The following is a 17,976-nucleotide window of genomic DNA, read 5'->3' on the forward strand; positions in this document are numbered from 1 at the left end:
AGCCGGCAACCGAGGGGGAAGGTCGATAAGCCACCCCGACAGCCTCCCACCCACACGGCCACCACACCCACCGAACTTACGAAAAGATCAGTAAGGGTTGTCCCGAAACTGGTGGTCGCGGATGAGATGATCTTGACGCCTGTCGGGGCGGTCAGATCCCTCCGGGCCAGATGCCCTGGGTGCCGACCGGGGGGTAACGGTTGATCGTGCTGTTGTCCCGAGCCGACCGTTTACGTCACAGCCCCAAGCCCCCAGACGGTGTCGTCCTCGCGCACGGCACAGCCGCGTCGAGGTGCGATGGCGTCACCGTCTTCCTGTCGGTATGCAAGGCGACCTCGACCGCGCCGTCCAAGAGTTGCCCGGTCAGCCCGGGGCGGGATATCGCGGGATATCCATCCGTGACGCCTGCGCCATCACAACCGTGAGCCCTGACCGTGCAAACACCGGCTCGACCCTGCCCGACGAACCCTCTTCCAGCGAACCCGGACCGTCCCCATTCAAGATCCACCAAGGACAGCGGCACACTACCCGCACCCCACAGGCTGCAAAGCCGGGCCGTAGGCCCTTACGGTCTCCGACCGTCGCCGGCCACTGTCTCCCGGCCGGCATCCCGAGCTTCTTCGCCGGAGTCCGCTTCGCGGAAGGCAGGTCATGGGCGGTGGCGTCCGCGCCGCTGGCGCGGGATGCCTTGGTCTCGCGACGGACTTCTCCAGCGTCGTCATCAGCTCCACCATTTCTACGGAGGCCGGTGCGGAAGCTTCCACGGCTCCGGGAGGATGCCGGCGGTCTTGGCCACGATCAGCTTCTCCAGTGGCGGCGGTCCTCCTTCGACAGCCCTGGTTTGCCGAGGCTTCGTTCATAGCAGGGCACGGTTTCCGCCCTCCGGGCCGAGCACGTAGTGGACCCAGTCAGCCTGGTAGGCCACCTCGGCGTCCCCGGGGTGCTCGGCCAATATCCAGCAGCCGCCTCCGGGCCTCTTCGGGATCGCCCTGATGGCGTAGGCGGATGGCTTCGGCCAGCAGCTCGTCTCGTGTCTGTCCGTCCCTGTCCTCACCGTCTCCGGTCGACCGAACGGGTCCGCGTCGCGAAGGGCGGCCCCATCCCCATGGAAGACGACCCCGCCGCGGTGGCCAGCGCCCTGGCGGACCTCTTCATGACCGCTGTGGCGCGACTCGTCCCCTCCATGACGTTCCGTCAAAGGATCCGGGAGACCTTGTAGGCGATGCCGCCCTCGACGAGGTATCCCGACCCGGCGCAGACCGTGCCGTTGAGCCATGTGTAGGGCTCAGCTCCTGTCTCGAAGAGCGGGTTGGTCCGGAAGTAGTAGGTGGCCGGGTCGATCCGGTGGCGCTCGTCGGGATCGGCCAGGGCGTTGCGAACGTCGGGCGGGGTGACCCAGCGGCCGCCGTAGGTCATGTGCAGGAGGGCGCCGTCGTGGGTGCGCAGGGTCAGGCGCACATCCAAGGTCATCGTCCCGTCGGGGTCGAACAGCGCCCAGTCTCCCCCGCCGGGGAGGACGTCGCCGTGCAGTCTGGGGCCGTGGAAGGTGCCGCCTGCGGCACCGAAGAGGACGCGTCGGCCGAACGGGCCGCTGCCGATGGGCAGGCGCGGGTTCAAGTCGACGACCATGTCGAAGAGGTGCGCTGTTCGGATCTCGCCGACGTCCTTCACGCGCGGGTCTGTTGTCATGCTGCGTCGCCTCCTGTGAGCGCGGGGAACAGCCTCTCTCGGACCGCGTCCGTCGAGACGCCCGACTGGGCGCACAGCGTCGCCAGGTCGAAGAAGAAGTGTTCGCCTGCGATCAGGTCATCCTTGAAAGTGAACTGGATGAACACCGGAATCTCGGCGCGTTCGCCGTTGGGGACGACGCCGAACCGGTTGCCTGTCATGGTCAGCCGTGCCGTACCCCAGCACACGAGCGTGTCGCCGTTGCTCGCGTGGCCGTGCAGGGCGACGTCGTAGTCGGGGAACGAGGTGAAGAACCGTCGTAATGCCCTGTCGTTCGAGGCCAGGCCTCGGGCCGTCGTACCGAGGGCCGGGCTCTCCAGCACCATGTTGGGGTGCATGAGCCGCAGAGCGGCGGGAACGTCCTGCCGGCTCTTGGCGACGGCGAGCGCGCGCGCCAGTTCCACCATGCGTTGTTCGTGCACAGGTACCTCCTGCAACCTGTCGAGTGAGATAAACGTACGATCGGTCGTATTCTTTAGGCAAGAGCATGACAGGATGGTGTCCATGAACGAGCACTCAGGGACCCGGGGTCGACAAGCGGCCGAGTCCTCGACGGGAACAGCAGGTGTGACCGTGGCGGACCAGCGCCTCGTCCGCGGCACTCGGACCCGGCGCAAGATCGCGCGCCACGGCGTCGACGTCGCCTCGCTGGAAGGGCTCAACGGGCTCAGCATCGGCCGCCTGGCCACCGACCTGGAACTGAGCAAGAGCGGCATCCAAACGCTCTTCAAGACCAAGGAGAACCTGCAGCTCGCGGTCGCGGAGTCGGCGCGCGAAGAGTTCACCGAAGCGGTCATCCGCCCCGCGCAGAGCGCTCAGCCGGGCATCGCCCGGCTCCGCGCACTGACGGAACGCTGGATCTCCTACATCGAGGCACCACTGTTCGCCGGAGGCTGTTTCTGGGCTGCCAGCCTCCCCGACTTCGACAGCCGGCCCGGGAAAGTCCGTGACGCCCTGCTGCTCCACCGCCGCACATGGCTCGCCCTCCTGGCCGGTGAACTACGCCGCGCCGTGGACACCGGGGAGATCGCCCGGCTGGACGTGGACCTGGCGCTCTTTCAGATAGATGCTGTGCTCAACGCCGCGAACACCGCTCTGCGCCTGGGTGAAGGTGACGCGGTCTCCAAGGTTCGCCGCGTTGTCGACGGCTTCTTCGTACCACCGCGCTGACAGGAAGTCCCACCTGGTAAGCGCCTGAATGGTCAGCACCTGCAACTACGCCGGGCGACGACCGTCCGACGATCAAGCCCCAACAGACCGTTCCGGGCATGCGGACACCCCGTCAAATCATGTGGCGACGAGTAGTCCTCAATTCGGAGAAACCCGTAGCCCAGCTCGGGGCAGGAAGCCATGGCAGACCGTTGACAGCGCCCCTGGCCTCGTACGTCTGTGGGGCACCGACGGCATTCCCGTCTGACCGTTCCTCTTCCTGACCAACATGCGATGGCCCCTTGGGATGGAACCTCTGCCGACATTCGCCGGCATTCCTTCCTGGGTCCCACCTACGCAGCCAGGGGAATCCTGCACCGCCTAAAGTACCTGTTTCCGACCCCCTCTTCCGACGGACCGAGTGGTCATGATGGAAGAGTGAGGGGATGGATTCACCGGGTGGGTTGTTCGCTTCGACCGTGCCCTACTACGCAAAATTCCGGCCTGCGTATGACGCTCAGCTGTTCGCGTTCCTGGGTGCGCGCTTTGCGCTGGACGGGACTCAGCGCGTACTTGACTTGGGGGCCGGCAGCGGAGCGCTGACGTTGCCGCTGGCTGCACTGGTTCGCGAAGTGGTCGCGGTCGATCCAGAGCCGGAAATGATTGCCGAGGGCCGTCGGCTCGCGGCCGAGGCAGCGGTGGGCGGTATCGACTGGCAGCTCGGAGACTCCGACACGTTGCTCGCGCTGAACGTGGGGCCGGTATTGCTGACGGTTATGGGCGCGTCGTTCCACTGGACAGACCGCGAACCGCTGCTGCAAGACCTGGACACCTTGATCGAGCCCGGTGGAGCGGTAGTGCTGGCAACCTGCGGAGCCCGACACGAGGACCTCCACCTTCCGGCCTGGCAGCATGTGGTGGAAGAGGTCCGCAGCCGCTATCTGGGCCCCAACCGCCGTCCGGATTCCGCCCCGGCTGCCTATCCCGAGGTGCGGCACGAGGACGTTCTGCTGCGCTCGCCCTTCTCACGGATCGAGACGACCCACTGGGATCGCTTGGTCCGTCGGACCGTGGACGAGGTCGTCGGACTCCAGCTCTCCTTCAGTTTCACCAGCCCGGCCGCGCTCGGCTCCGACCTTCCCGCCTTCGTACGTGACCTTCGCCAAGCACTGGCCGCAATCCGTCCGGAGGGCGCGTTCGAGGAGTGTGTCCGGACGGAAGCCGTCGTTGCTTCTCGCCCGTGACAGCCCGGCAAAGGCTGATCTCGGGGACGGTAAACCGTTCGGGTCTGGCACTTTCGATAGACGGACCCCTAAGGCTTGTCTGATAGTTGATCTTGTGGCAGGTCAAGGTGAGTTGACGGACGCGGCGGGGGAGCGGATAGAGCCCTTGTTGCCGCAGGTGGATGGGCGTGGTCGGCCGTGGCGTGATCACCGGCAGGTGGTCAACGGTGTGCTGTGGCGATTGCGAACCGGGGCTCCGTGACGCGACCTGCCCGAGCGGTACGGGCCGTGGCAGACGGTCTACGAGCGGTTCGCCCGCTGGGAGGCGGATGGCACGTGGCCAAGGCTGTTGGAGCATGTGCAGGTCCGCGACGACGCGATGGGCCAGGTGGAGTGGACCGCCGTCGTCGACTCCACGGTCAACCGTGCCCACCAGCACGCCGCCGGCGCACGCAATAGGGGGCCGCAGACGGGGACGAACTGGAAGATCCGGGCCGCTCGAAGACGCGCCAGGCCCTCGACCGGGCAGCGCGGCGACTCGCCGCAGTGCGAACCCGTGCTGAGGAAGGTCCGCGTGCCCCGCATCGGGCCGGGCCGGCCGCGCGTCCGCCCCGATCGGGTGCGTGCTGATAAGGCGTACGCCTCCCGCAAGAACCGCGCTTACCTGCGTCGCCAAGGGATCCGCTGCACCATCCCGGACAAGGTCGACCAGGCGCGCCACCGCAAACAGCGCGGCTCTAGCGGCGGCCGGCCGCCGAAATTCGACCCGGTCGACTACCGCGAGCGCCACGCGGTCGAGTGTGGGATCAACCGCCTCAAGAAGTACCGCGCCGTCGCCACGCGATACGACAAGCCAGCGGTCCGCTATGAGGCGACCGTCCTCATGGCGGCGGCCATCGGCATATGGCTGTGACCAGCACACATCAAGCGCGTCCGAAACCAGCCCGCAGGCATGGAGGTGCTCTCACTCCACGGCAGCATTGAGGAGAATCTGCGCCAGCTCGCGCGGCTGGGAGAACATCGGCCAATGGCCGGTGTCCATCTTGACCAGCCGCCAGCGCTTGCTGTTCAGCAGCTCAGCCACATCTTCGTCGGGCTCGGCGTCGTCGGGCTCGGCCCCTGGCATCACGCACAGGATGTATGTCGCCGGAAGTTCACCGAGAGGCCCCGACAGCACAGCGGGCTCGGTCAGCGTGGCACCTGGGTGAGGCGTCGAGCCGCGCACGAGGCGTGCGATCTGCTCATCGGTGAGACCCTCGCCGTCGTAATGAGCAGCTGGCGCGAGCGGCCAAAACCCTCCGCTCTCGGCGATCGACGCCTCCACTGCCGCCCCGCCGTCCGGCCAGGCGGAGACAAACGACTCGCCGTCAGTTGGAACGCTTGAGTCGACGAATACTACGCGGGCCAGTCGGTCACCGATCCGCTCCGCGGCCTGACCTACCGGGATGCCCGAGTAGCTGTGACCCACTAGGACTACGTCACGCAGATCCTGGCGTTCTACCTCGGCAACGATGTCCTGGACGTGAGTCGCTTGCCCCGCCGGTACACCCTGCTTGTCAGCAAGACCGGACAGCGTCAACGGATAGACGCCGTGGCCGGCCGCGCGCAGACACGGCACCACCTCGCCCCACGCCCACGCCCCGAGCCGTGCACCTGCAACCAGCACGAAGTTCACCATGCCCGCACCGTAGCCGGGCAGCCTGACGATCTCCTGGGAAATACTTTCGATACAAGCCCTAGTCCTCTGAGTCAGGGATTCTGTTCAGATGAGTTGACGGTGTCGACGCTGCACCGCTCTCCTGGGAGAAATTGACGGAGAACGGGGAGAGCACTCCCCCCCCCCGTTCGAGTCGATTGCCACGTGGGGCGGAGGGCTCGGGTCGAGCCACTACTGGTCGTGGAGTCCGCAGGGGGAGGCGGCAGCCGGTCAGGCACTCGCCCACCTGGTGGCAGCCTCCGAGGGGCAACCGGTGAAGGTCCCGGGCGGTCTGACCGGGACGTGTTCCAACGCGCGCTCGACGCCTTGCTGCCCGCGGGCCGCCGATGAGGCGTCCTGGCTGGACCGGGACGGCCCGCCCCCGGCGCAGGCGTCGACATCCTCCTGGTACCGGTCCATCCGCAAACGGGGCAGACCTGGACCCAGCCAGCCCGCCCGTATCGGCTTACCCGGTGCCGCTGCCGCTGGGGGTATGGCTGTGGTTGGTATCTCCAGCCGCACTTGCCGGTTCCCGCATCGGGCGGTCTACCCCCAAGACCTCCTCCGCGACGACCCGCTCCCGCCGCGCTCCAACTACCTGTTCCGGGCCGACCGGGAAACCTTCCAGCACACCCTGGTCCGGCTACCAGCCGTTCGCAGCCGATGGCTGCGCGAGATCCTTGCGAACTTTACGCAGTACACCTCCACCGGTCTCTTCTCATAGGGGGACTGCTGCTCGGCGAGAGCTCGGTAGACGCTGGTGACGGATGGGTTCTGACCTCTGCGTTTGCCGGTGGGGTTGATCCGGACGGGCTGGATCTGCCGCACGGACTCGCCGTTCGCGGCGGCGGAGGACGGTGTGCAGCATGTCGTCGGTGATGACGGGCGGCCGGCCGCTGTGCTTGCCCTTGCGGGCCGCGGTGTCGAGGCCCTCCAGCGAGGCCCTCCAGCATGGACGGCGCGGCGGTCGAATCGCTGGACGGGATCGCGGACCTCCGGCCTGGGCAATCGGTCCGTCAGGTTCAGGACGAGCCGATGGTGGTGCGGTCGTGGTGGAGGGTGACGGTGCCTGCGTGTAGGCCGTTCCAGGCGGTGGCGCTCCCGTTGTAGCGGGTGGTGGTGCGGCTCCAGCGCAGGTTGCCGAGCACATGGCGCCCAAGGTGTCGAGGTAGTGGTGGACGACGGTGTCGGGGTAGCGGGCGCGCGGTACGTCGGACTGCTGCACGAACGCGTGGTCGACTTCGGCGTCAGTTGGCGGACCTCGCGACGGCGCCGGGCAGGCGGCCGGCGTTGCGCAGCCTGCCCGCAGCCGCGCAATGTCCGCAACCCCCGGGCCAGGGGCGCCCGCAGGAGCGCGCGCACCACCGACAGATGCGTCACAAGTGCGTGTCTTACGCGTTCGGGTCCCAGTCTGCGAGCTGCTCCATCGGCTCGGTGTCGCCGGTGGTCTCCAGGCCGTCGAGCGGGACGCGCTCGTAGAAGTAGAGGACCAGTTCGCTCGCTGCGCCTCGCATCGCCATGTCGCCCGGTTCCGCGTCGGCGGCGAGGTCGTCACAGCGGACGCCGTCGGCGTTGAGGGTCAGGCGCCAGGAGCGGCCCTCGGTCGTGTGCAGGTCGATGGTCGCCGGCTTGAACGGCCAGGGGACGGTCGTCGCCGAGACGGTCGTCAGGAACTCGTCGACGCCCTCGACCGCGACGTCCGTCGGCAGCGGCTGTGCGGCCCCCTGGGTGAGCTGGGCGTCGTAGGTGTGGACGGCGATCTCCTGGATCTGGTGCCGGGCCACGGCTCCGCTGGTCTCCGGGGCCTGCGAGCGACCCCACCAGGTCCAGCAGCCGCGGTCCGGGCCGGCCTCGCGCATCGCGTCGAGCATGAGCTCGGTCGACTCGGCGAGCCAGGCGTCCAGGGCTTCGCGGTCGCGGGGCGCGGTCGGGGCGCCCTTCGGGTCCGTCCTCGCCGGGGGCTCAGCGCCCGGGCCCGCCGCGACGATGCCGGCCTGGCGGCGGCGGCCGTCACCGAGGTGCTGCGCCAGTTCGCGCAGCGTCCAGTCCGGGCAGGTCGGGACCTGGACGTCAAGGTCGGGGGCGGACGCGACCGCGGCGCGGAACGCGGCCGAGCGGTCTTCGATCAGCCGCAGGACCTCGGAGAACTCCAAGATGTTTTGCACGTCGGTTGTGTATCACGGCGCTCCGGCCGCCGGGTAGCGAATTTGTCGGACGAACGCGCCGACGGCCGGGCGGAGCGCCGGCGCCGAAGCCGTCCTGAAACTCCGTGCACTGCTCGCCGACGGCGACTTCGACCGCTACTGGACCTACCATCTGGGCCAAGACACCAGCGCAACCACCAGGCCCGTTGCCAACTCGCTCCTTGACCTACGAAGTCACTCCCAGTAATCCGCATCCGCTCTTTGAAGGCCGCACCGACGGCGGCGGGAAGAAGCTGGTCAACAACGGCCAGTGCAACATGGTGTGCGACTCCGTGGTCTACGAAGGCGTCTACGCCGGTCCCGTCGGGCACGGCTCGACCGCCGACTAGAGCCCGGTGGTCGCCAAGGCCCAGAAGGCGCGGTGTTCGACGCGGTCGAGGTGCACGTGGCTGACCAGCGCGTAGCGGGCGGCGGCGCCGGCCGGGTTCGTGCCGCGGGTGTAGGGGCGCTGTCGAGGGCGGATCCATGGCCGTCAGTCGGCTACCCGAGCCGGCCGCGAGTGGTCCGGTCGTCGACCGTCTCGCTCCGCCTACCCACGGTGGTCGGGCGGGGAGGAAAACCGGTCACGTCGGCGAGGAGACCGTCCCGGTGCACCGCGCTGCTCACGCCCGTCATGAAGGTCTCGCCGTCCGACTCGCCGTCCGGGCCGATCCGGGTCCAGCGGGCGAGTGACCGGTCATGGTGGTCGAGGACCTCGTCGATGCGGAAGCGGTGTCCGGGAAACGCCCCGGCGAAGCCGTTCACGTAGGCGTCCAGTTCGGCCAGGCCGCCGGCCCCGGTTCCCGGGTCCCGGGTCCCGGTAGGTGATGCCGTCGTCCGCGACCGCGCCATGTTCGGTGTGCCGTATCGAGGGGTGCAGTGTGGTGGCGCCCGTGCCGGATCGGACGAGCACCAGCAGACCCGCGGAGAGCGCCAGGAGTTGCGCGGCTGACTCCTCTTCGTGGAGTTCCGTGGGCAGGAGCCGCTGGGCGCGGGCACGCGTCAGCGCGTCGGCGAAGCCGGACTCGATCGTCTCCAGCCCCCGGCGCACCCCCGGGCCGCCTGTGGAACGGTGAACGACTCCACCGCGGTGTTGGTGAGCAGTCATCCCGGGGGCAGGGTTCGGGTCCACCTGCCGGAGGGTGATGACCCCGTGGCCGGCAACCGCTCGTTCTTCACCTCGGCGTTCGACACGCGGGCGAGCGATCCCCACGCGGCCGCCCGGATGGCTGAAAAACCCTCATGCCGACCCCACTTGGCGGGCGCGGTTGTTTGGCGAGCGCCTCACCGAGTAGGCGTACACCTGTGCGTCCGCCGTCTTCCCTCGTGGTCTCGTCGCCCCGGTCCTTACCCGGCGACCGACACCGCGTACGGATCGTCCGCCGACGACGCCGTTGCGCCACCCGGCGTCCCCCCTCGACTCCAGGAGCACCATGACTCCGATCCTCTTCGTCTACGCCAAGGGTGGCCCTCCTTTGGACTACGCGCTCCCGCGCATCGCCGCCCACGCCGAGGTACACGTCCTGGCGCTCGCGCCGTTACCCCGCATCACCGAGTCGGAGTGGCTGCCCGGATGCGCGTCGATCACCGCGGCCCCGCAGGGCGAGGGAGTGGAAGTGGTCGATCTGATCTGTTCCCACGCCCGCCGCGTCGGTGCCGAGGCGGTGCTGACCCTGTCGGAGTACGCGGTGGTGGCCGTCGCCCGCGCGAGCCTGCGGCTCGGTCTGCGCGGCGCCGGTGAGCGGGTCGTGGGGGCGCGGGACAAGCGTCTGATGCGCCGGATCTGGCGTGACGCCGGAGTGCCCGTACCGGGGTTCGCGGAGGTCCACACTCCGCAGGACATCAAGGCCGCCTTCGACGTCCTCAGGCCGCCGCTGCTCCTGAAGGCCGCCTGGAGCGCGGGTTCCACGGCCCATCTCACCGTGTGGAACGAGCAGCAGGCCGAGGCGGCCTGGCGGACCGGACGTTCCGTCATGGCAGCCTCGTCCGCGCAGGGTTACGCGGAACTGCACGCGGCGGACGAGGGCGTCAGCGATTTCCTGCTGGAGGAGATCGTGACGGGAGATGCCTCCGATTGGTTCGACGGGGACGGGTGGGGCGACTACGTCAGCGTGGAGGGGATGGTCGCCGACGGCCGCTACCACCCGCTGTGCATCACCGGGCGGATGCCGACCATCGCCCCCTTCACCGAGCGGGCGAGCCTGGCCCCGGCCGCCCTCCCGAACGCCTTGCAGCACCGGATCGAGGAGGTGTCACGCGCTGCCGTCGACGCGCTCGGGCTCGACACCTGCGCCACCCACACCGAGATCAAACTCGGTCCGGACGGGGCCCTGTGGCTGATCGAGACCGCCGCCCGCTTCGGTGGGGTGATGACCACCCGACAGGTGGAGACCGTGTTCGGGCTCGACATGATCGGCATGCTGGTGCGCGAGTTGCTCGACCGGGAGGTCGCCTACCCGCAGCGGATGCTGACCGAGGGCGCGGGCGCCGCCGGATCGCTCGTGGTCCTCGCCGTCGACCCCGAGGGCCGGCCCTGGAGCGAACTCCCGGCCTGGGATTTCGAGGCGGTCGACTGGCCCGCCCTGGTCGCGCCGGGATCCCGGGTGGAGCCGGTACGCGAACACAGTCTCGCGCCGGGCACCCCGGTCCCGCCGTACGAGGAGGCGGGAGGGGCCAATTCCATGGCCGCGCTCTGCTTCCTCACCGCCGAGTCCGGGCCGGAGCTGCTGGCCGACTGCGCCCGCGTCCTGGCGGCCTTGCCGAAGGCCCTCACTACCCCGTCCGTCGCCCTCACGAGGGCCCCCGCCGCCCTTACCGAGCCCGCCGAGCCCACCGCCCCGTCTCCCCTGTCCACCGACCGCTCGACGCCCGGGAGCACCGCATGACGAACGCCGGAACCATCGCAGCCGCGCCGTCCCCCCGGGGCGCCTCCGTGGACACCCTGCTCACGCTCCCCCTGTTCGAGCAACTGGCCGGGGTGCTGGGCGGGCATCCGTACGTGAAGGTCGTCGTGGACCGCGAGCAGGGCCGCTGGCACGTCCTCGACAGTGCCGTGCACTCCTTCCACGTCAACTACATAGCCACCGAGATCCAGGGGCTGACCCTCGAACAGCTCGACGCCGAACTCGACCGCTTCAACCACGACGTCTACCAGGACCCCGCGCGGCGCTTCCTGCTCGGCGTCCTGTCGCTGCACTCCCGGGGCGGCCCGGAGCCGGACGAGCCGTTCATGGTCCTGGAGACCACCGAGGCCGACACCATGGGCGCGGACCTGCTGGTCGAGTTCCACGCCTTCGTACGGGCCCACCTCGATCCCGCGCTGGAACTGCTGGTGAAACCGGCCAACCACGGGCAGGAGAACGCCCTCGCGGCGGTGCCGGAGACCGTGGTGCCCCGTGCGCGGGGTCACGCGCTCCTGGCGACCGTGCCCTTCGTCCCGTTGACGCTCGCCTCTGCCACCGGCCGGCTCCGGGCCTTCGCTTCAGGTGCGGAATACCTGGCCGCCCGCGCGGACCTGACCTGGTACGACATCGTCGCCATGCCGGTGGTCCCCGACGACATTCCGCGGCTCGCCGGTTTGATCAACGCCCAGCCCACCACTCCCCTGTCGCACACCAACATGCTGGCGGCCGGGTGGGGCATCCCGAACGCCATCGTCCGCGGAGTCCTCGACACGATCGCCGACGAGAAGCTGGACGGTGCCTGGATCCGTTACGAGGTCACCGCCGACGGGTTCGCCATCGAGCGCGCCGAGGAGCCGTCGGACCTCGCCGAACCGACGTGGCACACCCAGCGCGTCCGCCTCGACGCGCCACACGTGACGGACGTACCGCTCGTGCCGCTGTCCGCGTTGCGCGCCGGCGACCGGAACCGCTACGGCACCAAGGCGGCCAACCTCGGGGAACTGCACCACGTACTGCGCCACGGATCGGGCCGGCTGACCGGCTACTACTCCGTGCCCCGCCCGCCCCGAGCCGACCTGCTCGGTCACCTGGCCGCCCGGCTGGGGATGCCGGAGGACGGGGATCTCGCACAGCACGCGAGCGAGTTCCTGACCCGGCACGTCCAGGCGCCGGCCGGCATCGCCGTCCCCTTCTCCGTCCAACAGCGGTTCCTGGACTCCTCACCGGCAGTGCAACAGAGCATCGGCAAACTGAAGATGGCACTGGAGCTGAACTCCATGGACGCCTTGGACACGGTCTGCCTCCAATTGCAGCATCTGGTGCGCACCCTGCCCGTGCCCGAGGACCTCGTGCACGCCCTGGACACGCAACTGGTCGAACATCTGGCGGGCACGGGCCGCTTCGCCGTGCGGTCCTCCTCGAACGCCGAGGACCTGCCGGGCTTCTCCGCGGCCGGGATCTACGAGTCCCACACCAAGGTCACCGATCTGCCGGGGCTGCTCGACGCCATCCGCCAGGTGTGGGCCTCGTTGCTCTCCCCGCGCAGCGTGCGGCTGCGCCATCAGGCCGGCATCTCCCTGGACGACACGTACATGGGGGTGATCGTGCAGCGCTACGAGCCGTCCCCGCTCGGAGGCGTCATGGTCACCTGCAATCCGACCAACCGGGCCGACTTCCGCAACGTGTACCTCAACTGCGCGCACGGGTCCACGGCCGATGTCGTCGACGGCCGGACGATGCCCCTGCAGTACCTGTACAACACGGTCGAGGGCGGCGGCCGCACCGTCTCGCTGGGCGCGGCCACCGAGGACCTGGCGCAGGACACGCGGGCCCACCTGGGCCGGCTGGCGCTGGCGGGCCGCTTGCTCCAGTCCCATTTCGCCACGGACTACACCTTCGCCGGGCCGCTCGACATCGAATGGCTGCTCGGGCCAGGAGGTGCGCTCCACATACTCCAGTTGCGCCCGTACAGCGTCTGACCCGTCCGTACTTCCTCGCGTACCGCCCCACCGAAGGCCGGCCCATGCCCATTTCCCCGCGTGCACACGTGACACGACGCGTCCGCCCGCCCGCCGCGGTGCTGCGCGTGACCCGACTGAACAACGGGTTCCAGGTGTTGTTCAACCTCCTGTGGTGGATGCCGGTCTTCTACCAGTACCAGAGGCAGGCAGGCTTGTCGGACAGCCAGATCTTCGGCATCCAGAGCGTCTACTACGTGGCGTTCTGCCTGTTGGAGATACCCACCGGCTTCATCGCCGACCGCATCGGACAGCGTCGCTGCATGCAACTGGGGGCGGCCGCGATGACCGCGGCGAACCTCCTCCCGGTCGTCGCGCCGTCCTTCGCGGGCTTCATGGCGCACTTCCTGGCCATCGCCGCCGCCCGTTCGCTGGTGTCGGGGGCCTCCAGCGCCTATCTGTACGAGTACCTGCACGAGCACGGCGCGCAGGAGCACTACATGCAGGCCGAGGGCACCGCCCGGGCGCTCGGCCTCTGGGCGAAGATCGCCTGTTGGCCGCTGGTCGGCGTCCTGATGCACATCCGGCACGAGGCCCCTTACGTACTGACCGCGCTCTCCACGCTCGGTTCGCTGGCCTGCGCCGCGGCCCTCCCGGCGATCGCGGCGCCCCGCGGGGGCGGTCGCCCGCCCGTGGAGCGCGTCGGGCTCCTCGACTCGGCCCGCCAGGCCGCGAAGCTTTTCGGGACGTCACGGTCCCTCGGGCCATTGATGGTGCAAGGTGTGGCCGTGTTCACGCTCGCCCGCATCTGCCAGGTCAACCTCTTCCAACCGCTGCTCCTCGAAAAGGGCCTCCCCGTCGCCGATCACGGTGCGGTGCTGTCGGCGATGACGGTCGCCGAGGCCATTGGTTCGGCCAGGACCGGCTGGTTGCGCGGCAGGCTGTCCGGCTCGACCGTGGTGACCGCCCTCAGTGTGGTGATGGCCCTCACGCTCGCGGCCACCACGCTGACGGGGGGCCTGGGCACCATCTTGTTCCTGTGCGCGTTCGCCGCCGCGGCGGGCCTTGCGTACCCGGTGCAACGCAACCTGATCAACGCGGCGATCCCACCGACCCCTTACCGGGCGACCCTGCTGTCGGTGGAGTCCATCGTCGACCGCGGGGTGTGCGCGTTGGTGGCGCTGGCCGTCGGTGCGTACCTGGCGGCGGACCGCCTCGACGCGCTCCTCGTACACGCCGCGGCGGGCACCTGTCTGCTTCTGCTCGTGGTGGGCGTCGTCCTGGGGCGACATCGTCGGGACGGGGTACGTCGGACCGCCGGCCAACCCTGATACGGCGGGGCGGCCGCGCGCGTCAAGAGCCGCCGGCCACCGCAGCGGCGGCCGGACCCGGCCCGGACGGTCATGTCGAACTCGGCGCTTCGCGGGCTCGGTGCGGCCGAGCCGTGCCGGGCGGGAAGCCGACGGCCTCATCTGACCCGCCCGATCACGCGTAGGTCAACGGGATTTGACGCTTGATGCCGAACCCTTTGCCTGAATGCGAGGTGCGCCACCACCGCCACCACCGCCACCACCGCGCCGGCCGATCCGTCCGGGACGGCCGGGTGTCCGGAAAGCGCGTACCGCTCCCCATAAGCCCTGTTGGGCAGGCACGAGCTGACCGGAACCACTCCGATGTATCCGCTGAGCGAACGCCGAGCGACGAAATTCGGACTCGATTCGGCCGATTAATGACGCGCTCCTGACAAAGATCGCGATCGCTGGCACTCTCTCCCCATCCCCAGCACGGAACAGCTCCGCACGCTCTGCCCGGCCGGCCTCATCCCAGCCGCCCGGTAACCCCCCACACGCAGAAGGAGTCCGCGTGAAATCCACGACTCGTCGTCAGGCCACCGCCACCAGCGCCCTGCTCGCCGCAGCCGCCCTGCTCACGGTAGGTGTCCAGGCAGGCAGCGCCAGCGCGCAGCCCGAAGGTCCCGCGAACGCCGCCGCCCCCCAGGGCCAGCCGGTTCGCAACCCGGGCGCCCTGCCCGCACAACTCTCCCCGTCCCAGCGGGCCGAGCTCATAACCAAGGCCCAGAGCACCACGGCCGCCACGGCCAAGGAGCTCGGTCTCAGCCCCCAGGAGAAGCTGCTCGTCCACGATGTGGTCAAGGACCAGGACGGTACCACCCACACCCGGTACGAGCGCACGTACGAAGGACTCCCGGTCCTCGGCGGCGACTTGGTCGTCAGCCGCTCGACGGACAACCGGACGCAGGGCGTGAGCAAGGCGTCCTCCGCCACCCTGCAGGGCATCTCCACCACCGCCCCGGCCGACGCCCCGGCGGCCGCCTCCACCCAGGCCCTCGACGCCGCCAAGGCCGTGGGTTCCAAGGCCGCGAAGGCCGACGTCGCACCCCGCAAGGTCGTGTGGATGGCGAAGGGCGTGCCGACCCTCGCCTACGAGACCGTCGTCGGCGGGCTCCAGGACGACGGCACTCCCAACCAGCTCCACGTCATCACCGATGCCAAGACGGGTGCGAAGCTCCACCAGTGGCAGGGCATCGAGACCGGTGTCGGCAACACCCACTACAGCGGCCAGGTCACCCTCGGCACCTCGCAGTCGGGTTCGAGCTTCACCCTGAACGACACGGGCCGCGGCGGCCACAAGACCTACAACCTGAACCACGGTACGTCGGGCACCGGCTCGCTGTTCACCCAGTCCACCGACACCTGGGGCACCGGCGCCAACTCCAGCGCCGCCACCGCGGGAGCCGACGCCGCCTACGGCGCCGGGGTCACCTGGGACTTCTACAAGAACGTCCTCGGCCGCTCCGGCATCCGCGGCGACGGCGTCGCCGCCTACTCCCGGGTCCACTACGGCAACGCGTACGTCAACGCGTTCTGGGACGACGGCTGCTTCTGCATGACGTACGGGGACGGCACGGCCAACAACGACCCGCTGACCTCGCTGGACGTCGCCGGTCACGAGATGACGCACGGCGTCACCGCCGCCACCGCCGGCCTCAACTACAGCGACGAGTCGGGCGGCCTGAACGAGGCGACCTCCGACATCATGGGCACCTCGGTCGAGTTCTACGCCAACAACCCCAGCGCGCCCGGCAACTACCTCATCGGCGAGCAGATCAACATCAACGGCGACGGCACCCCGCTGCGCTACATGGACAAGCCGAGCAAGGACGGTGGCTCCGCGGACAGCTGGTACTCCGGCGTCGGCAGCCTCGACGTCCACTACTCATCGGGACCGGCGAACCACTGGTTCTACCTCGCCTCCGAGGGCTCCGGCGCCAAGACGGTCAACGGCGTCAGCTACAACTCGCCGACCTCCGACGGCCTGCCCGTCACCGGCATCGGCCGGGACAAGGCCCAGCTCATCTGGTACAAGGCGCTCACCAGCAAGTTCAACTCCAGCACCGACTACAAGGGCGCCCGCGACGGCACGATCGCCGCGGCCACCGAGCTGTACGGGGCCAGCAGCGCCGAGGTCACCAACGTCACCAACGCCTGGGCCGCCGTGAACGTGGGCGCCCGCGCGAACGGCGGCACCCCCACCCCGGGCAAGGTCTTCGAGAGCACCGCCCAGGTGGCCATCCCGGACTCCCCCGGCCCCGCGGTCACCTCTTCGGTGAGCGTGACCGGCATCACCGGCAACGCGCCGAGCACCCTCAAGGTCGGCGTGAAGATCACCCACACCTACATCGGTGACCTCCAGATCGACCTCGTGGCGCCGAACGGGACCTCGTACCGACTGCAGAACTCTTCCTCGGACTCCGCTGCGAACCTCGACAAGACGTACACCGTCAACGCCTCGGCCGTGGCCGCCAACGGCACCTGGAAGCTGAAGGTCCAGGACAAGGGTGCCGCGGACGTCGGCACCATCACGGACTTCAAGCTCACTTTCTGACCAACCGACCGCACACGATCTGCTGCTGCCCGGAGCCTTGGCTCCGGGCAGCATCGTTCGTGGCGGCGGGCGACCTCCTCGGACGCGGCCGGTCGCGGGATCGCCGGATGACCGGGTTCGTCCTCAACTGTCCTCGTCCCACGCACGTCGTGGCTGCGGCCGACCCCCAGCCGCTCGGCCGGGAGCCGGCCCTGCCCGTGCGTCGGGCTGACGGCGCACGCCCCGCCTCACTACCGGTCGTCGGAGAGCACCGGGTCTTGGGCCTTGCGGCGGCGGCCCCAGCGCTTGTTCTCCGTCTGGAGGTCGGCCTGCTCCGACGACGGCTCGTCCGCGGGTGCGAGCGCGAGGACCTCCGTCTTCGCGGGCCGCTCCGGGGACGCGGAGGCAGCGGTAGCCACGGCCGCCGACACGGCCGTGGATCCCGAGGGGACATCCAAGACGAGTGGTACCAGACGGACCTTGGAGTCGATACTGGCATCGCTCCTGGCGTCGCTCTGGCCCTTGGCGTCGCTCTGGCCTTTGGCTTCGCTCTGGCTCTGGCTCTTGCCCTTGCGTGCCCGCCACAGCCCCCGGGACTGCAGGGCGGTGCCGAGGTTGTTCAGGACCCGGCTCTCGTTGTCGCCCATCTCGGTGAACCGGGCGGCGGCCTGCTGATGTGCGTCGATGGCTTCGTCGAACCGCCGGACCTGCTGCAACGCCATGCCCAGATTGTTCAGGGCCCGGCCCTCACCCTCGTGGTCGCCGAGTTCCGTGAACCGGGCGGCGGCCTGCTGGTGCGCGTCGATGGCCTCCTCGAACCGCCGCACCTGCTGCAACGCCGTACCCAGATTGTTCAGAGCCCGGCCCTCACCCTCGTGGTCACCCAGCTCGGCAAACCGGGCGGCGGCCTGCTGATGCGCGTCGATGGCCTCCTCGAACCGCCGCACCTGCTGCAACGCCGTACCCAGATTGTTCAGAGCCCGGCCCTCACCGTCATGGTCACCCAGCTCGGCAAACCGGGCGGCGGCCTGCTGATGCGCGTCGATGGCCTCCTCGAACCGCCGCACCTGCTGCAACGCCGTACCCAGATTGTTCAGAGCCTGCCCCTCGCGGTGATGGTCACCCAGCTCTGTGAACCGGGCGGCGGCCTGCTGGTGCGCGTCGATGGCCTCCTCGAACCGCCGCACCTGCTGCAACGCCGTACCCAGATTGTTCAGGGCCTGCCCCTCGCGGTGATGGTCACCCAGCTCT

14 protein-coding genes and 2 pseudogenes are annotated in these 17,976 nt (G+C 69.3%); 9 read left to right on the forward strand and 7 right to left on the reverse strand.

Annotated elements, in window-relative coordinates:
• Positions 1 to 1,194 precede the first annotated feature (1,194 nt).
• Together ACZ4M3_RS16525 and ACZ4M3_RS16530 are read right to left on the reverse strand one after the other, a co-directional pair.
• A complete protein-coding gene (locus ACZ4M3_RS16525; RefSeq protein ID WP_467733137.1) occupies positions 1,195 to 1,689 on the reverse strand; it encodes a DUF3237 domain-containing protein in 495 nt (164 codons plus the stop codon).
• Complete coding sequence (locus ACZ4M3_RS16530; protein WP_467733139.1) at positions 1,686 to 2,150, reverse strand: ester cyclase; 465 nt, start codon at positions 2,148 to 2,150, stop codon at positions 1,686 to 1,688. The genes ACZ4M3_RS16525 and ACZ4M3_RS16530 overlap by 4 nt, the downstream gene beginning before the upstream one ends.
• Before the next feature lie 151 nt (positions 2,151 to 2,301).
• On the opposite strand from ACZ4M3_RS16530, the gene ACZ4M3_RS16535 reads away from it, so the two are divergent.
• From ACZ4M3_RS16535 to ACZ4M3_RS16545, 3 genes and pseudogenes are all read left to right on the forward strand, one after another.
• Positions 2,302 to 2,898, forward strand: coding sequence for a TetR family transcriptional regulator C-terminal domain-containing protein (locus ACZ4M3_RS16535; RefSeq protein ID WP_467733141.1), 597 nt, complete (start codon positions 2,302 to 2,304; stop codon positions 2,896 to 2,898).
• A 458-nt stretch (positions 2,899 to 3,356) separates the two neighbouring features.
• Positions 3,357 to 4,121 (forward strand): class I SAM-dependent methyltransferase, encoded by a 765-nt coding sequence (locus ACZ4M3_RS16540; protein ID WP_467733143.1) that lies wholly within the window; start codon positions 3,357 to 3,359, stop codon positions 4,119 to 4,121.
• 79 nt (positions 4,122 to 4,200) lie between these two features.
• A pseudogene (locus ACZ4M3_RS16545) lies at positions 4,201 to 5,013 on the forward strand (IS5 family transposase).
• 51 nt (positions 5,014 to 5,064) lie between these two features.
• On the opposite strand, the gene ACZ4M3_RS16550 reads toward ACZ4M3_RS16545, so the two are convergent.
• Positions 5,065 to 5,778, reverse strand: coding sequence for an alpha/beta fold hydrolase (locus ACZ4M3_RS16550; RefSeq protein WP_467733145.1), 714 nt, complete (start codon positions 5,776 to 5,778; stop codon positions 5,065 to 5,067).
• A gap of 92 nt (positions 5,779 to 5,870) precedes the next feature.
• On the opposite strand from ACZ4M3_RS16550, the pseudogene ACZ4M3_RS16555 reads away from it, so the two are divergent.
• A pseudogene (locus ACZ4M3_RS16555) lies at positions 5,871 to 6,520 on the forward strand (hypothetical protein); the annotation flags it as partial.
• 298 nt (positions 6,521 to 6,818) lie between these two features.
• Here the strand turns inward: ACZ4M3_RS16555 and ACZ4M3_RS16560 are convergent.
• Positions 6,819 to 6,944 carry a hypothetical protein gene (locus ACZ4M3_RS16560; protein WP_467733147.1) on the reverse strand — a complete coding sequence of 42 codons (126 nt, stop codon included), beginning with the start codon at positions 6,942 to 6,944 and terminating at the stop codon, positions 6,819 to 6,821.
• Between the two features lie 243 nt (positions 6,945 to 7,187).
• Positions 7,188 to 7,961, reverse strand: a complete 774-nt coding sequence (locus tag ACZ4M3_RS16565; protein ID WP_467733148.1) for a maleylpyruvate isomerase N-terminal domain-containing protein — start codon at positions 7,959 to 7,961, stop codon at positions 7,188 to 7,190.
• A 200-nt stretch (positions 7,962 to 8,161) separates the two neighbouring features.
• Between ACZ4M3_RS16565 and ACZ4M3_RS16570 the strand changes: the two genes are divergently transcribed.
• The gene (locus ACZ4M3_RS16570) at positions 8,162 to 8,329 is read left to right on the forward strand and encodes a hypothetical protein (RefSeq protein ID WP_467733150.1); all 168 of its coding nucleotides are present in this window, start codon (positions 8,162 to 8,164) and stop codon (positions 8,327 to 8,329) included.
• A gap of 151 nt (positions 8,330 to 8,480) precedes the next feature.
• Here the strand turns inward: ACZ4M3_RS16570 and ACZ4M3_RS16575 are convergent, their stop codons facing one another.
• On the reverse strand, positions 8,481 to 8,831 hold the full coding sequence (locus ACZ4M3_RS16575; RefSeq protein WP_467733152.1) for a nuclear transport factor 2 family protein: 351 nt from the start codon (positions 8,829 to 8,831) through the stop codon (positions 8,481 to 8,483).
• Between the two features lie 581 nt (positions 8,832 to 9,412).
• Between ACZ4M3_RS16575 and ACZ4M3_RS16580 the strand changes: the two genes are divergently transcribed.
• From ACZ4M3_RS16580 to ACZ4M3_RS16595, 4 genes are all read left to right on the forward strand, one after another.
• Positions 9,413 to 10,864, forward strand: coding sequence for an ATP-grasp domain-containing protein (locus tag ACZ4M3_RS16580; protein WP_467733154.1), 1,452 nt, complete (start codon positions 9,413 to 9,415; stop codon positions 10,862 to 10,864).
• On the forward strand, positions 10,861 to 12,861 hold the full coding sequence (locus ACZ4M3_RS16585; protein WP_467733156.1) for a PEP/pyruvate-binding domain-containing protein: 2,001 nt from the start codon (positions 10,861 to 10,863) through the stop codon (positions 12,859 to 12,861). Before ACZ4M3_RS16580 ends, ACZ4M3_RS16585 begins: the two co-directional genes overlap by 4 nt.
• A gap of 107 nt (positions 12,862 to 12,968) precedes the next feature.
• Positions 12,969 to 14,171, forward strand: a complete 1,203-nt coding sequence (locus ACZ4M3_RS16590) for an MFS transporter (protein ID WP_467733158.1) — start codon at positions 12,969 to 12,971, stop codon at positions 14,169 to 14,171.
• A gap of 532 nt (positions 14,172 to 14,703) precedes the next feature.
• The gene (locus ACZ4M3_RS16595; protein ID WP_467733160.1) at positions 14,704 to 16,746 is read left to right on the forward strand and encodes a M4 family metallopeptidase; all 2,043 of its coding nucleotides are present in this window, start codon (positions 14,704 to 14,706) and stop codon (positions 16,744 to 16,746) included.
• A 230-nt stretch (positions 16,747 to 16,976) separates the two neighbouring features.
• Here the strand turns inward: ACZ4M3_RS16595 and ACZ4M3_RS16600 are convergent.
• A partial coding sequence (locus tag ACZ4M3_RS16600) for a tetratricopeptide repeat protein (protein WP_467733162.1) occupies positions 16,977 to 17,976 on the reverse strand: 1,000 nt, incomplete at its 5' end.

The organism is Streptomyces sp. NPDC026522, from assembly GCF_055567555.1.